A 13,726-nucleotide genomic window follows, 5' to 3' on the forward strand; every position below is an offset into this window, starting at 1 on the left:
ATTTGCTTTTTAACTCATATATTTTTATATTTGCATTTTTGCCGCTTGTATTTTTTGTATATTTTTTTCTAAACAAAAAGAGACTAAGCACTCTTGCAAAAGCTTTTTTGGTGAGTGCTAGTTTATTTTTTTATGCTTATTGGAGCGTTTATTATCTGCCGATTTTGTTAGGAAGTATTGTTTTTAACTTCTTTGTTTCAAAATTTCTTGCAAAACATCAAAGCAAAGCTGTTTTGATTTTTGGTATAGTTTGCAACCTTGCTTTACTAGGATATTTTAAATATGCTGATTTTTTAATTTCAAATTTAAACGCTATAGCAAATACAAATTTGGGTCTACTTCATATCGCTTTGCCGCTTGCACTTAGTTTTGTCACATTTCAGCAAATAGCATATCTGGTGGATAGCTACAATAAGCAAACAAAAGAGAATAGTTTTTTAAACTACTGCCTTTTTATAACATTTTTCCCACAGCTTATTGCTGGTCCGATAGTGCATCACAAAGAGATGATGCCACAGTTTGCAAATAAATTTAATCTTATAAAAAACTATAAATTTATAGCCCTTGGGCTTTTTGTTTTTAGCATGGGGCTATTTAAGAAGAGTGTGGTTGCAGATACTTTTTCTATTTTTGCAAATGCTGGATTTGATGTGGAGAGAAATTTGACTTTTCTGCAAGCATGGGCGACATCGCTTTCATATACTTTTCAGCTTTATTTTGATTTTAGTGGTTATTGCGATATGGCAATAGGTCTTGCTCTGTTTTTTAACATAAGACTTCCTATAAATTTTAACTCCCCGTATAAGGCTTTAAATATTCAGGATTTTTGGCACAGGTGGCATATTACATTGTCGCGTTTTTTAAGGGACTACATCTATATCCCGCTTGGAGGTAATAGGGGGGGGCAGGGCCGCACTTATCTAAATTTGTTTTTGGTATTTTTAATAGGCGGTCTTTGGCATGGGGCTGCTTGGACATTTGTTGTTTGGGGTGCTTTGCATGGCTTTGCTATTGTCATTCACAGATGTTGGCAAAAGTTAAATTTTAAACTAAATAAAATCATTGCTTGGATCATTACCTTTAACTTTGTAAATTTTACATGGATATTTTTTAGGGCAAAAAGCTTTGAAGATGCTATGAAAGTGATCCGAGGGATGTTTTTTGGTGAGTTTAAAATAGATGTTAATTATCTTGAGATGTTTTTTATCGTTTTGGCTTTTTTGGTTGTTTTGCTTTTTAAAAACTCTATGCAGATAGCATTTGATAAAAAATTTAAATTTACTATCTGGCAAATATTTGCAACATCTTTCTTTTTATTTATATCAATTTTAGCAATTAGGCTTAATAATGCGAGCGAATTTTTATACTTTAGATTTTAAGAAAAAAATATTTCTATGCCTGTTTCTAGTAACATTTGCTATGGTTGGACTTGATATTGTGCTGTATTTTTTTTTAAATAATGGAGTGACAAGTAAGGTAAAATTTGATGATAATAAAATTTCAAAAGCTGAGCATTTTAAACTAAATAGCGAAAAACAAAAGGATATTGTTTTTGTTGGAAGTAGTAGAACTCTTCATCATATATCAACAAATATTTTTAGCAAAAATAATATTAGTATTTATAATTTTGGAGTATCTGGTAATTTTATTAGAGACTATCCATTTATTTCAAATGTCATCAAAAAAACTGGTACAAATGAGGTTGTTATTAGTATAGGTCCTAGTCATCTTTTTGACGACTATTCCAATAACGGATTTAAAATTTATACTACTGATGAATTTATTGCAAATTTTGGTACAGATAAAATGATCTTTTTAAAAACATTGCCTGATTTTTTTGCAAGAGTACATCTGTTTTTGAGATATTCTGAAGGTATATATAATAGGATAGTTGGGTTTTATGGGAAATTTGCTCCAGATAATAAAGCTAAATCAAGCAATTTTGAAGCTAAAAACACTTTTGATGTAAAAGCACATAGCGATTGTGATTTAATCAATATAAATGAGATAAATTCAAATGCTACAAAAAATAAAAAAATCATTGTTGCAAAATGTAGTAATGGAGATATTATTCTTTTTTCAGATGCGCTTCCAAGGGAAAATTATGGTAAGACGATCGAGTTAAAGGGGTTAAATCAAAACACTATAAAATATTTTCAAAATTATGTAATTGATCCACTTGTAAAAAGTGGTATAAAGGTTGTTGTTATATTAGAGCCTATGTTTGATGGCTCCACTATAAAGTATGATATAAATGAGATAATGCCAGCTATTAAAAATGCTAAGGTTATTGATCTTACAAATTTCAAATTTGATGATAATGAGCTATCAGATATGGGGCATCATTTAAACTATCTTGGTAGAAAAAGATATAGCGAGTTTTTGGTTAAACTTTATCTTACTGGTAAACTTTAAGTTCTTACTTCAATCCAAAAACTTTTATATTAAAAGTTGTGTGGATTTTATCGTTTTCACCCTTCATGACGATAGGAAATTCGGCTTTTATGATGCTGTCGTAGCTACTAAGCGCGTCTAAAAAGTCATAAAATTTTTGCGGGGTTTTAAGTGAGCTAGTGACATTTAGGTGGTATCTAAAGAACTTCTCAGTTGCGTTATTTTCACCTTCTTCTATCTTGCTAAGACTCACTTCGCTAAAAAATTGCGATGCGAAATTTATAAATTTATCCTTATCAAAAGCTGTATCATAAGCCAAGATGATAGCACCATCTTTTTGTCTTGTCGCCTCAAGTGCTTTAAATTTAGCTTCAAATTCATTTTTTACCTTCGTGTATGATGAGGTTTGCGAGTAGTTTTGCCTTGAGAGGCTTTTAAATTCTTTTATATTTGGCACGATAAAGCCAAATATCATAATGAAGCAAACTATGATAAAAGCAAATATAAAAAGTAAAAGCTTTACTGGGTCGATTTTTTCTAAGCTCGTATCTTTTTTACTCATTATATCCCTCAGAATTATCAATCTTATTTGTGCTTATAAAGCCGTACCAGCCGTTTTTGCTCTGATAAAAGCTAGTGTTTGACGTGGTGAAAATCGACCTTAGCGGCGACGCTAAAAGCTGGTTAAAGACATCTTTTGTTGGCGTTATACCGCGGATGATGAGTGAGTTTTTATCCATAAAGACCTCTTCAAGCGTGATGCTATCAGGCACAAGGTCAAAGAGGTTGTGCAAGCTTTGCTTTAGGATAGAATTTGACGTAAAGATGTCGTTTGCTGAGTCTATCTGCACGGCAAGTTTGGCTGAAATTTCATCCGTAGTGACTATCTTTTGGCTAAGCTCTTTTTGCTCATTTGCTAGAAATTCTATATTTTTCTTGGTTGAGTAGTTTTTATAAACGATGAAGAAATTTGCCACCAAAAGCACCACAAAGACAAAGCCGATGAGGCTTAGCCAGAGCTTACTAAAGATAGAGAGAAGCGGTCTTGGTTCTGGAGTGATGAAGCTAAATTTCATAGTGTTATCTCTTCTTGCATGATCTCATTCATGATGTGATTTGTGTTGATCGGATAGCTTGATGTCTCCACAAATAGCTCAGATTGCAGGTATTGTAAAAATGTCGCGCTTGTCTTTGTATTTTCAAAAACGATGATCTGCTCGATAAAATCGCCGCCGTAGATCGGATTTTCATAAAATTCTTTCATAGCTTTTGCTATGTAGTCAAACATCTTCATATCGCGCCCAAATATCGCTACTGACTTCTCGACATTGGTCGAAGTTGGCATGTTTAGCTCGTAGTTTAGATCTTCAAATTCTTTTGGCTTATCGTCGCTTAAGAAATCATCCAAACTCTTGAAATCATCAAGCGCCGTTGCGCCATCTTCTTCTTTGACGATAAGGTTGTCGATGTCTGTTATATCCTCTTCTTTTAGGCTTTCGATCTCTTCGTTGCCCTCTTCAGCGTCACTCATATTTAAAAACGTAGAGAGCTTCATCTGCTTATCTTTAAATATCGCAAGCGCAAAAGAGTGCGAGTGGATGTAGAGATATAGCGTGGTTTTTGGCGAAATTCCACGCTTTAAAAGCTCGTGAAAGAGCAGGGCGATAGGCGAGTAGATAAGATCGACGCTACCTTGCCCAAAGAGGTTTTTGTATCTTCTTATAGCGTTTAAATTTGCATATATGCTCCAGCTATCTTGCATCACAAGGCTGGTTAAATTTTGCGTGTTTATGCTAAATTTTTTGTACTCGTCAAAGTTAGCAGTAGGCAGCGCACCTTGTGAGTCATCGTTAAAAAAGAGCGAAACATAGACGCCAAAATAGGCCTTCTCTTGCTCTTCTATGTATTTTATGACCTTTTCATCGACATTTTCGATGCTTATGTCGGTAAATTTAGCATTTGTGGTTTTTATAAGCTTGCCATTTCTAAAGACCTGACCGTAGAAAATGCACTCGTTGCCCTCGATCACGACGCTCAAGAAAAGGTTTGAAAAAAGCTTTCTGATGCTAAAAGACATAACTCTCCTAAATTTAAGTGCAAATTTTTGTTATGTTAGCTAAAAAGGGATTAAATAAGTTTAAAACAGCTCATTTTTGAGCTTAACAAAAACTTCTTTTGTGCTTAGTGCTTCGTCTTTTAGGGCGTTATCGAGCAGGGCAGAATTTCTTAAGCTCTCAAAATCCTCTATCATCACATCACACATCATTTTGATGCGCTCATTATCAGCCTTACTGACACCATTTTGGCTCATTTTTTTGATGCGTTCAAGATACTCTTTGCCGTTTTTTATGTATGAGCTAAATTTTATCGCTGCCTTGCTTTGATTAAGCGTGGTGGCAGCCATTTTGTTGTAGGCGTCAAGATCAAGGGCTTTTTGGCTTAAATTTAGAGCCTTTTCGTACTCTTTGCTCTCGTAGTAAAATTTCGCTTCAAGGGCGAGCTTATAAGAGTTGTCGCTATAAAAAAATAGCCCAAACAAAGCTATTATGAAAATGGCTATAAAGATAGAGAGTTTATTTTTCATAAATTTCGTCCAAAATTTCTCTTATTTCGTCGCTTATTTGCGGATTTTTATGCGCATATTTTTTCCACCAAATTTTTAAATTTGACCTAAAGTCCTCTTTATTTTGTAGCACGCTCTTGCCGCCGTCATTTTGTGAGGCCTGCCAAAGCTCGTTTTGTATCTTCTCTTTTGCCTCTTTTTGCTCTAAATTTGCCACACTAAAAGGTGCTGAGAGGCTAAAATTTATAGTTGAAAATGGCTTTGGAAGTATCATCTTATCCCAGCTTTTAAACTCCCAAAACGAGTTTGCTTCAAAATTTAGAGCATAAATTTCACAAGATGACTTTTGCGCGATCACCGCAGCTCCGTCTGCTACGCTATGTCTTGGTCCGCGTGGGCCATCTGGTGTGATGATGACATCGTGACCTTGTTTTATCTCTCTTAGAGCCTCTATAAGCGCCCTTGCGCCGCCTTTTGAGCTGCTGCCTCTAATGGTACCGATGCCAAAAAATTTGATTACTTTGGTGATGAGCTCGCCATCTTTGTGGTCGCTTATTATCACCTTGCCTTGTTTTCTATTTTGTCTGCTCCACCACTGCCTGTAAGCAAAGCTCATAAAGCTAAGTCTGCCGTGCCAAAAGACGACGACGCAGCCATTTTGTGGTAGGAAATTTGGAGTGTAGCTCTTTTTGCAGGTTAGAAAAATGAGCCACATCAAAATGTATATGAAAAAGACGCCAACATTTAGGGCGACCTTTTCAAGGGTGTTTTTAAATTTGCAGCTCGCCATACAAAACCATTCGTTTTGGGTTTGTGATCTTTACTTTTTGCGTAGTGCCAAGAAGCTCTTCGCTGCCATCAACTTGAACCAAAAAGTTGTTAAAACTTCGCCCAGCAACGCCGCCATTTGCCCTTAGCTCTTCAAAATAGACATCAAAAATTTTATCTTTTTGCGCCGCCACGATCTCGTCTAAAATTTCGCTGTGGCGATTTTGCAGGCGTGTTAGCCTTTCTGAAGCTGTTTTATCATCTATTTGATTTGTAAAAGTAGCTGCCTTTGTGAGCGGACGAGGTGAATACTTAAAGCTAAAAATTTGCTCAAATCTAACTTGCTCAAGCACGTCCATCGTATCTTCAAATTCATTGTCGCTCTCGCCTGGAAATGCGACGATGATATCAGTTGAGATGCTAACATCTGGGCACATCTTTCTAAGTTTTAGCGCGCGGTCTAAAAACCACTCTTTTGTGTATCCGCGCTTCATCTCGCGCAAAACTTTGGTGTTTCCGCTTTGAAGTGGCATGTGCATCGACTTGCAAATTTTTGGGTTATTTGTAAAAATTTCAAGAAATTTATCATCCATGTGAAGTGGATGTGGGCTTGTAAATCTTATCCTCTCAACGCCCTCTATCTCGCTTATCTTCACTAGAAGGTCGCTAAAATCGATATTTTCTTGCGCGCCTGAAAATCTTTTGCCGTAGTTATTGACATTTTGCCCTAGTAAAAATATCTCTTTTGCACCGCTGTTTGCAGCCTTTTCTACCTCTTTTAAAATAAGGCTTGAAGGGATGGAAATTTCATCGCCTCTGGTGTGTGGGACGATGCAGTAGGTGCATTTTTTGTCGCAGCCGATCGAGATGTTGATGTGGCTTTTGTATGGCGAGCCTCTAAACTCGCCAAATGCGTATTCGCTCTCGTCGTGGTTGATGTCGGTTGAGATAAATTTAGGCGTATTTACCGCCTTTGTGATCTTGCTGACGTTTCTTGCGCCAAGGACAAAATCAACATAAGGTGCGCGCTTAAAAATTTCACTACCCAAATGGCTTGCAGTGCAGCCGCAAACGCCTATCTTTGCACCTCTTTTTTTGGCTTTTTCAAAGGCTCCAACCTCGCTAAAGAGCTTGTGAACTGGCTTTTCACGAACCGAGCAGGTATTTATAAGGATTAAATCAGCTTCTTCGATGTTTTGTGTTAAGGAGTAGTCTTCTTTTTGTGAGAGCTCGGCTATGATATGCTCGCTGTCACGAACATTCATAGCACAACCTAGAGTTTGGATAAAGAGTTTTTTACTCATTAAAGTATATGCACTTCATACATATAATCGCTATCATCAAGCCCGTATTTCACGGTTCTGTGATAAACGCTTAGCCCTTTTTCTTCAAAGTGCTCGACTAAGGCGATTAGCTGTTTGTGCGTGTTTTCTTTATCAAAATAGAAAATTTTCTGACCCTCTTTTTCGACAGCTGCCTCTATCTTTTCTAGTGAAATCGTTTTTGGTTTTGCGTCTAATTCGGCTCTTGCAAGTTTTAGCTCCATTTTTAATCCTTTCAAAATCTTAAATTTTAATCGGTCAATATACCCAAATCATCATAAAAAAAGGATTAAATAAAAGTTAATAACAAGCTTAAAGTTATTAAAAGTATGGCTTATGTATAATTTCAAAACTTCACGAAAAATCCCCGAAATTTATCGTCACAATGGAGAAAAAATGGAAAGAATTTCAGATATCATCGAGTCAATTGCAAATGAGAAAAATTTAGAGATAGAAGATGTAAAAGAGCGCGTCATAAGAGCCTTAATAAACACTGCAAAAAGGGTTTATGGAGAAAATTATGAGTATGACGTGAGCATCGATGCTAATAAAAATTTAAAGCTTTATCAAAAAATTTCAATCGTAGCAAACGACGATGAGAGGCTTGCTGAAGACAATGAGCACTTTTTAAGCTTAAAAGAGGCTAAAAAGATAGATAGTGGCGTAGAGATCGGCGATGAGCTAACTTACGAGCTAAGCCTTGATAACCTTGGTAGAACAGCCGCCCAAACGCTTCACAAGGAGCTTGAGTATCACATCCAACGCCTAGTAGAAGAGAAAATTTTACAAAAATATAATGAGATGAGCGGTCACATGGTTTTTGGTCCGGTTGTTAGGGTGGATAACGATGAAAACACATTTATCGAGATAGACGAGCTTCGTGCCATCTTACCACGTAAAAACCGCATAAAAGGCGAGAAATTTAAAGTAGGCGACGTGGTAAAAGCGGTCATTAGAAAAGTTTTTACAGATAAAAATTTAGGCATAAAGGTCGAACTTTCAAGGACTTCGCCTAAATTTCTTGAAGCACTGCTAACTTCAGAGGTGCCTGAGATAAAAGATGGCGGCATCATCATCCAAGGAAGTGCGAGGATCCCTGGCGAAAGGGCTAAAGTAGCGCTCATCTCAACCACTCCAAACATCGATCCAGTCGGTGCAACTGTCGGCACAAAGGGCGTTAGGATAAATGCCGTAAGCAAAGAGCTTCATGGTGAGAGCATCGATGCGATCGAGTACACCACTGAGCCAGCGATATTGGTAGCTCGCGCTATGGCACCTGCGATCATCACATCTGTAAAGATCGAAGAAAACAAGGCGATCGTGACACTTGCGAGCGAGCAAAAGAGCAAAGCTATCGGCAAAAATGGCATAAATATCCGCCTTGCAAGCATGCTAACTGGCTATGAGATCGAGCTAAACGAGCTTGGCTCAAAAACTAGCAGCAGTGGCGAAAATGGCGAAATGGTTAAAGATCTAAAAGCACTTTTTGGTGATAACTAATGAAATTTGAAATAAGAAAAGCGACTGAGGGCGATATAGACGTGATCTGTGAGCTTGTAAGAGAGCTTGCAAGCTATGAAAAGATGAGTGATCAAGTCACTTTTACAAATGAAATTTTTGCAGACTCCATCTTTAATAAAAATCACGCAAAAGCCCTTATCTGCGAAAGCGAGGGCAGGGCGATAGGATATGCTATCTACTTTTACACATTTTCTACATTTTTGGGGCTTGGCGGGATGTACCTTGAGGACATCTACGTCAAAAAAGAGTTTAGAAATCAAGGCATCGGCAAGGCGTTTTTTAAATTTCTAGCTCAAATTTGCAAGGATGAAAATTTAAAAAGGCTTGAGTGGTGCTGCCTAAACTGGAACGAGCCAAGCATCAAATTTTATGAAAGCATGGGCGCTAATAATCAATCTCTTGAGTGGAGAACCTACCGCTTAGACGGCGAAAATTTAGAAAAACTGGTAAATTTATAGTTTCTAGTAAAAGCTCAAATTTGCTTTGAAATTTGAGCTTGTGAGTGATTAAAATTTATATGTATATCCCATATAAAGACCGACATTTGTCTCTTTAATATCAACTAAATTAAATTTACTGATCTTGCCGTAGTCGGTTCTATCAGCTTTTAGACCAAACTCAACTGCATTATTTTCATTTATAGAGTACTCAGCACCAAATCTTGCACCTAGTATCCAGCCAGTTGCGTTGCCTTTTTCAGAGCCATCATGTGTGTCAAATACATCCAATTTAAGTTTTGAAAAACCAGTGTAGCCACCAAGAATTAGTTTAAGATCTTTTGCTACGCTTGGAGTGTAGTCAGCTCCAACTATAAATTTATGTGTATTCCATTTTACTACTGTGCCATCTTCGTCACCAAGTGACTTTTTGGCTTGAAAGTCATATATGTAAGCACCATAAACTCTAGCCACATCAAAGTCATAGCCAGCTTTTAGACCAAGACCTGGTTGTGCTTTTTTAATGCTATCTTTTGATCCATCACCTCTTTTTACTTTTAATTTTGATCCAAAAGAGTAGTCTCCTTCAACTCCTACAAAGGCTCCTTGTGCTAAAGCAGCGGCACTAGCTAGGCTTAAACCTAAAGCAACTTTTAAAACTACATTTTTCATTTTTACTCCTTATTTAAAAAATGTTACGCGACTATTTTAGGTTTTCTTATATTAAATAAAGTTTAAATATTCAATGAAATTAATAAAAAAAATAAAATAATTCAATTGTTTTCTTATCAGAATAAAATTTATAAAATCACTCAAAAAGAAGGAGTGTAAAGTGGCTAAGATGACAAAACGTGATATGGCTTATCATTTAGACGTTGATGTCGCAACGCTTTACAACTGGCGAAAACACAAGCCCAACCTTTATCGTATCGTGATGCTTGGATTTAAATTTGACGAGCTTATCGAGCAGAGCAAGAAGACTTGCAACGAGCTTTGCGAATATGAAAATTTAATCAATCAAGACATAGAAAAATTTAGTAAGTGATTTATAAATTTAAAGTGAGATGATGTAAGGTTTTAAAAGGTGGTTAGCCCACCTTTTGTTATTTTATTGCAATTATTTTTGTATCTTTTTGTTTGAGCTCTAGACTACCATCTACATTGCATCTCGGATTTAAAGTTTCTAGGGTTGCTAAAACTTCTGTTTTATTACCTTCGCCTATGTCATCATATCTTTTTAAGATATACATATGTGGTGTATTTTCGGGTATGCTACCTTTTGGCATACTAAAAGCAAAAGCTTTTACGTTAAATTTTTCTAGATCAACCTTTGTATCTTTATCGACTATTAGATAGCCTTTAATTCCATCTTCTTTTAATTCTTTTTTGTTTGTATCACTATTGTATTCTAGGTCATAATTTACCCTTTTATAGACTTTGGCTTCACCTTTAAAGTGCTTGATACTTCCCATGTCAGCTTTGCAAATTTCAGCCAAAGTAGTTGGCTCACCACATCCAGTTAGAGCAAGAGCAAGTGTTGCTGTAATGCCTGAAAGAACGACTTTTGTTTTCATATTTTTCCTTTTTATAGAAGTTAGAAATTCGGATTTTACAAAAAAAAAAAAAATAAAACTGAAAAATTTAAATTAGTATAACTATGAAAGATTTATTGAGAAATTTGATGTAAAAAAGAAATTTGAGCTCAAAGCCACTGCTTCAAGCTCAGCTAAATTTACTCGTTTAGGATAGAGAGAAGCTCTTTGTTGTCTTTTGTTTTTAGCATCTTTGCGTATAAAAATTTAAGTGCTTCGACGTCGTCCATTGTAGCTATCGCAGAGCGAATAGCCCAAATTTTTTGAAGCTCATCAGGCTTTTGAAGTAGCTCTTCTTTTCTGGTGCCTGATTTTAGCACGTTGATAGCTGGATAAATTCTGCGGTCTGAGATGTTGCGATCAAGCACGATCTCGCTGTTTCCAGTGCCTTTAAACTCTTCAAATATAACTTCGTCCATACGTGAGCCAGTGTCGATAAGTGCGGTTGCGATGATGGTTAGAGAGCCGCCGTGCTCGATGTTTCTAGCTGCGCCAAAGAAGCGTTTTGGCTTGTGAAGTGCGTTTGCATCCACGCCGCCTGTTAGCACCTTGCCGCTTGGCGGGGTCACTGTGTTGTAGGCGCGTGCTAGACGGGTTATGCTATCAAGCAAGATGATGACGTCTTTGCCCATTTCAACTAGACGTTTTGCCTTTTCGATGACTAGCTCTGCTACGCGGACGTGGTTAAGCGCTGGCAGGTCAAATGTCGAGCTAAACACCTCGCCTTTTACGCAGCGCTGCATATCGGTAACTTCTTCTGGTCTCTCATCGACTAGAAGCACCATGAGCTGGGCTTCTGGGTGGTTTTTAGCGATGCCGTGAGCTAGCTCTTTCATAAGCTCTGTTTTACCGCTTCTTGGAGGTGCGACGATGAGGCCACGCTGACCCTTGCCAATAGGCGTGAAAAGGTCAAGCACACGGCCTGTTAGCTTCATCGGATCATACTCTAAATTTAGCTTTTCGGTTGGGAAAAGTGGGGTTAGGTTGTCAAAAAGTGGCCTCTCTTTTGCGTCTGCTAGAGGCATATAATTTACCGCTTCGATCTTTAAAAGAGCGTAGTATTTTTCTTGATCTTTTGGCTCTCTTACTTGGCCGGTGATGATGTCGCCCACACGAAGTGCAAATTTGCGGATTTGAGAGTTTGAAACATAAGCGTCGTTTGAGCTGTCGCTTAAATTTGCATCGACAGCCCTTAAAAAGCCGTAGCCCTCGTTTGTGATCTCTAAAATCCCAGTAAATAGTATAAAGCCGCCTTGTTTTGTCTGGGTTTTTAGTATCTCAAATATCAAATCCTGCCTGCGAAATTCGCGCGGATTTTCGACGCCAACGCCATTTGCGATCTGCACTAGTTCGTCTAAGCTAAGCGTTCTTAGCTCTTCGATCTTGTGTCCGTCGACTGGTACGTGGGTTCTTGATGCTTGATGTTTTTTTGTAGTTTTTGTGCTTTGAGCAGCACTTTGCTCGGTTTGGTTATTGTTTTCCATTTTTCCTCTTTAAATGCGGGGATAAGATTGTAGAATTCTGGGCTTCAAAAGTTTTTTGAAAGTTTTGGCATTTTATAAAAATAAAACTTTGTTGTCAAGAAACGCCACAACCAAAGTCGCTAAAATAGGCAAATTTGCAGGCAAAATGACCTGCAAATTTAAATTAGTGCTCGCTTTTTAGCCCAGCACCACACATCGAGATGATGCTTTTGCCCTCTATCTTGTGCGATTTTGCGTAGCTTGCATAGGCGGCGTAGATGGCTGCTGTGGTGTGCTCGACGTAAAAGCCGCAGCTTGCTAGGAAATTTCTAGCTGGCTCAATATCCTCTTCTTTTATCGTGATTACTTCGCGCTCGCCAGCGTAGTCACTAGATAAAATTTCAGCGCCACGAGCAGGTTTTGCGATCGCTATGCCCTCAGCTAGTGTAGGCTGCGCCTTTATCGCAACTGGCTCGCTTGTTGCCCCTAAAAATGGCGCACATTTTTCACTTTGGACTATAAAAATTTTAGGTAGCTTTTTGATCACTCCAGCCTCAAAAAGTTCTTTTAAAGCGATCTCGCAGCCTATTAGCAAGGTGCCGTTGCCAACTGGCAGAAATAAATTTTCAGGGACAAATCCAAGCTGCTCGTAAATTTCATATATATATGTTTTAGTGCCTTGATAAAAAAGCGGGTTAAAGACGTGGTTTGCGTAAAATATGCCCTCATCTTTTGCCCTTTTTCTACAAGCATCTGCCGTCTCGTCGCGTGTGCCGTCAAAGACAACCGCCTTTGCGCCGTAGTACTCAAGCATCTTTATCTTTTTCTCGCTAGTACCTTTTGGGACGTAAATTTCACACTCTATCCCAGCTCTTGCAGCGTAGGCAGCGACTGAGTTTCCAGCGTTTCCGCTGCTATCTTGCAAGATCTTTTTGATGCCATGAGTTTTACAAAACCAAATAAGCATCACAGCACCCCTATCTTTAAAGGAAAGCGTTGGCATCGCGTAGTCCATTTTAAGATAGAGTGAGTCATCAAATTTCACGCTCTTTGTTAGCCCTTCGCCAAGGCTGATATCGCGCCAAAGATCGTTTTTGATAGGGAAAAACTCGCGGTATCTAAATAGACTAAACTCGTGCAGGTCGATCAAATTTAGATCAAATTTGGTTGGCTTAAACTCCAGATCATAAAGCCCGCCACACTCGCACGTAAATATCGCCCTTTCAAATTCTGCGCTCTTGCCGCACTTTGAGCAGATAAATTTAGGCATTTTTGCTCCTTTTAAATTTTTCTATCAAGTATCGCTGTGGCTTCGATCTCGATGAGGCAGCCAAAGTGAAGTTTGTTTGTCGGCACTACGACACGAGCTGGCTTATGCTCGCCAAAAAATAGCGCATACTCGTCATCTATCTCATCCCAAAAGTCGATATCTGGCGTATAGATGCGGCACATCAAGATGTCATTTCTTGTTGCATTTGCTAGTTTTAGCACATTATCAAGGTTTTTTAAAGCCTGTCTTGTTTGTGCCTTTAGCCCCTCTGGGATCTGCCTAGTCTCAGGGTCCATGCTAAGCTGACCTGAGATGTAGAGGATGCCGTTGTGCTCGGTCGCCAAAGAGTAGTGAGCCTTTTTCTTTTTTGAAATTTCGGTCTCATAAATTTTCATA

Annotated in this window: 17 protein-coding genes; 5 read left to right on the forward strand and 12 right to left on the reverse strand. The window is 38.0% G+C overall.

Annotated features, from left to right (window positions below):
* Positions 1 to 2: 2 nt before the first annotated feature.
* Both CVT08_RS03915 and CVT08_RS03920 read left to right on the forward strand, forming a co-directional pair.
* Positions 3 to 1,379: an MBOAT family O-acyltransferase gene (locus tag CVT08_RS03915; protein ID WP_107856281.1), complete on the forward strand. Its 1,377-nt coding sequence runs from the start codon at positions 3 to 5 to the stop codon at positions 1,377 to 1,379.
* Entirely contained in the window at positions 1,348 to 2,415 is a 1,068-nt protein-coding gene (locus CVT08_RS03920; RefSeq protein WP_107856282.1) for a hypothetical protein, read from the forward strand. The genes CVT08_RS03915 and CVT08_RS03920 overlap by 32 nt, the downstream gene beginning before the upstream one ends.
* 4 nt (positions 2,416 to 2,419) lie before the next feature.
* Here CVT08_RS03920 and CVT08_RS03925 read toward each other — a convergent pair whose 3' ends face one another.
* The 7 genes from CVT08_RS03925 to CVT08_RS03955 are packed head-to-tail and all read right to left on the reverse strand — an operon-like array spanning position 2,420 to position 7,271.
* Positions 2,420 to 2,956: a hypothetical protein gene (locus CVT08_RS03925; protein WP_107805056.1), complete on the reverse strand. Its 537-nt coding sequence runs from the start codon at positions 2,954 to 2,956 to the stop codon at positions 2,420 to 2,422.
* Positions 2,949 to 3,470, reverse strand: a complete 522-nt coding sequence (locus CVT08_RS03930) for a membrane protein (RefSeq protein ID WP_002941847.1) — start codon at positions 3,468 to 3,470, stop codon at positions 2,949 to 2,951. The genes CVT08_RS03925 and CVT08_RS03930 overlap by 8 nt, the downstream gene beginning before the upstream one ends.
* The gene (locus CVT08_RS03935) at positions 3,467 to 4,471 is read right to left on the reverse strand and encodes a hypothetical protein (protein WP_107856283.1); all 1,005 of its coding nucleotides are present in this window, start codon (positions 4,469 to 4,471) and stop codon (positions 3,467 to 3,469) included. Before CVT08_RS03935 ends, CVT08_RS03930 begins: the two co-directional genes overlap by 4 nt.
* Positions 4,472 to 4,531: 60 nt before the next feature.
* Positions 4,532 to 4,978 carry a hypothetical protein gene (locus CVT08_RS03940; protein WP_107856284.1) on the reverse strand — a complete coding sequence of 149 codons (447 nt, stop codon included), beginning with the start codon at positions 4,976 to 4,978 and terminating at the stop codon, positions 4,532 to 4,534.
* The gene (locus tag CVT08_RS03945; protein WP_107856285.1) at positions 4,968 to 5,747 is read right to left on the reverse strand and encodes a lysophospholipid acyltransferase family protein; all 780 of its coding nucleotides are present in this window, start codon (positions 5,745 to 5,747) and stop codon (positions 4,968 to 4,970) included. The genes CVT08_RS03940 and CVT08_RS03945 overlap by 11 nt, the downstream gene beginning before the upstream one ends.
* Positions 5,728 to 7,029: a tRNA (N6-isopentenyl adenosine(37)-C2)-methylthiotransferase MiaB gene (miaB, locus tag CVT08_RS03950; protein WP_107856286.1), complete on the reverse strand. Its 1,302-nt coding sequence runs from the start codon at positions 7,027 to 7,029 to the stop codon at positions 5,728 to 5,730. The genes CVT08_RS03945 and miaB overlap by 20 nt, the downstream gene beginning before the upstream one ends.
* Positions 7,029 to 7,271 (reverse strand): HP0268 family nuclease, encoded by a 243-nt coding sequence (locus CVT08_RS03955; RefSeq protein WP_002941786.1) that lies wholly within the window; start codon positions 7,269 to 7,271, stop codon positions 7,029 to 7,031. Before CVT08_RS03955 ends, miaB begins: the two co-directional genes overlap by 1 nt.
* A 172-nt stretch (positions 7,272 to 7,443) precedes the next feature.
* On the opposite strand from CVT08_RS03955, the gene nusA reads away from it, so the two are divergent.
* The gene (nusA, locus tag CVT08_RS03960; RefSeq protein ID WP_012139939.1) at positions 7,444 to 8,547 is read left to right on the forward strand and encodes a transcription termination factor NusA; all 1,104 of its coding nucleotides are present in this window, start codon (positions 7,444 to 7,446) and stop codon (positions 8,545 to 8,547) included.
* Positions 8,547 to 9,026, forward strand: a complete 480-nt coding sequence (locus CVT08_RS03965; protein WP_021087887.1) for a GNAT family N-acetyltransferase — start codon at positions 8,547 to 8,549, stop codon at positions 9,024 to 9,026. The genes nusA and CVT08_RS03965 overlap by 1 nt, the downstream gene beginning before the upstream one ends.
* A gap of 48 nt (positions 9,027 to 9,074) precedes the next feature.
* Here CVT08_RS03965 and CVT08_RS03970 read toward each other — a convergent pair whose 3' ends face one another.
* Complete coding sequence (locus CVT08_RS03970; protein WP_021087918.1) at positions 9,075 to 9,677, reverse strand: outer membrane beta-barrel protein; 603 nt, start codon at positions 9,675 to 9,677, stop codon at positions 9,075 to 9,077.
* 160 nt (positions 9,678 to 9,837) lie between these two features.
* Here CVT08_RS03970 and CVT08_RS03975 point away from each other — a divergent pair, with 160 nt between their 5' ends.
* Positions 9,838 to 10,050, forward strand: a complete 213-nt coding sequence (locus CVT08_RS03975) for a transcriptional regulator (protein WP_002941953.1) — start codon at positions 9,838 to 9,840, stop codon at positions 10,048 to 10,050.
* A 58-nt stretch (positions 10,051 to 10,108) separates the two neighbouring features.
* On the opposite strand, the gene CVT08_RS03980 is transcribed toward CVT08_RS03975, so the two are convergent.
* The 4 genes from CVT08_RS03980 to CVT08_RS03995 all read right to left on the reverse strand — a co-directional run bounded on the left by CVT08_RS03980 (position 10,109) and on the right by CVT08_RS03995 (position 13,725).
* Positions 10,109 to 10,579 carry a hypothetical protein gene (locus tag CVT08_RS03980; RefSeq protein ID WP_107856287.1) on the reverse strand — a complete coding sequence of 157 codons (471 nt, stop codon included), beginning with the start codon at positions 10,577 to 10,579 and terminating at the stop codon, positions 10,109 to 10,111.
* A 158-nt stretch (positions 10,580 to 10,737) separates the two neighbouring features.
* Positions 10,738 to 12,081, reverse strand: a complete 1,344-nt coding sequence (gene rho / locus CVT08_RS03985) for a transcription termination factor Rho (protein WP_021092197.1) — start codon at positions 12,079 to 12,081, stop codon at positions 10,738 to 10,740.
* 163 nt (positions 12,082 to 12,244) lie between these two features.
* Positions 12,245 to 13,330 (reverse strand): pyridoxal-phosphate dependent enzyme, encoded by a 1,086-nt coding sequence (locus tag CVT08_RS03990; RefSeq protein ID WP_107856288.1) that lies wholly within the window; start codon positions 13,328 to 13,330, stop codon positions 12,245 to 12,247.
* Between the two features lie 11 nt (positions 13,331 to 13,341).
* Positions 13,342 to 13,725 (reverse strand): RidA family protein, encoded by a 384-nt coding sequence (locus CVT08_RS03995; RefSeq protein ID WP_107856289.1) that lies wholly within the window; start codon positions 13,723 to 13,725, stop codon positions 13,342 to 13,344.
* Position 13,726 lies beyond the last annotated feature (1 nt).

This window comes from Campylobacter concisus (assembly GCF_003048835.2).
GTDB lineage: Bacteria > Campylobacterota > Campylobacteria > Campylobacterales > Campylobacteraceae > Campylobacter_A > Campylobacter_A concisus_D.

Excerpts from the sequence above, each read along its gene's own strand:
- CVT08_RS03955 (WP_002941786.1), bottom strand. The coding sequence starts at position 7,271 with ATGGAGCTAAAACTTGCAAGAGCCGAATTAGACGCAAAACCAAAAACG.
- CVT08_RS03930 (WP_002941847.1), bottom strand. The coding sequence starts at position 3,470 with ATGAAATTTAGCTTCATCACTCCAGAACCAAGACCGCTTCTCTCTATC.
- CVT08_RS03980 (WP_107856287.1), bottom strand. The coding sequence starts at position 10,579 with ATGAAAACAAAAGTCGTTCTTTCAGGCATTACAGCAACACTTGCTCTT.
- CVT08_RS03990 (WP_107856288.1), bottom strand. The coding sequence starts at position 13,330 with ATGCCTAAATTTATCTGCTCAAAGTGCGGCAAGAGCGCAGAATTTGAA.
- nusA (WP_012139939.1), top strand. The coding sequence starts at position 7,444 with ATGGAAAGAATTTCAGATATCATCGAGTCAATTGCAAATGAGAAAAAT.
- CVT08_RS03920 (WP_107856282.1), top strand. The coding sequence starts at position 1,348 with ATGCGAGCGAATTTTTATACTTTAGATTTTAAGAAAAAAATATTTCTA.
- rho (WP_021092197.1), bottom strand. The coding sequence starts at position 12,081 with ATGGAAAACAATAACCAAACCGAGCAAAGTGCTGCTCAAAGCACAAAA.
- CVT08_RS03965 (WP_021087887.1), top strand. The coding sequence starts at position 8,547 with ATGAAATTTGAAATAAGAAAAGCGACTGAGGGCGATATAGACGTGATC.
- CVT08_RS03995 (WP_107856289.1), bottom strand. The coding sequence starts at position 13,725 with ATGAAAATTTATGAGACCGAAATTTCAAAAAAGAAAAAGGCTCACTAC.
- CVT08_RS03940 (WP_107856284.1), bottom strand. The coding sequence starts at position 4,978 with ATGAAAAATAAACTCTCTATCTTTATAGCCATTTTCATAATAGCTTTG.
- CVT08_RS03925 (WP_107805056.1), bottom strand. The coding sequence starts at position 2,956 with ATGAGTAAAAAAGATACGAGCTTAGAAAAAATCGACCCAGTAAAGCTT.
- miaB (WP_107856286.1), bottom strand. The coding sequence starts at position 7,029 with ATGAGTAAAAAACTCTTTATCCAAACTCTAGGTTGTGCTATGAATGTT.
- CVT08_RS03935 (WP_107856283.1), bottom strand. The coding sequence starts at position 4,471 with ATGTCTTTTAGCATCAGAAAGCTTTTTTCAAACCTTTTCTTGAGCGTC.
- CVT08_RS03970 (WP_021087918.1), bottom strand. The coding sequence starts at position 9,677 with ATGAAAAATGTAGTTTTAAAAGTTGCTTTAGGTTTAAGCCTAGCTAGT.
- CVT08_RS03945 (WP_107856285.1), bottom strand. The coding sequence starts at position 5,747 with ATGGCGAGCTGCAAATTTAAAAACACCCTTGAAAAGGTCGCCCTAAAT.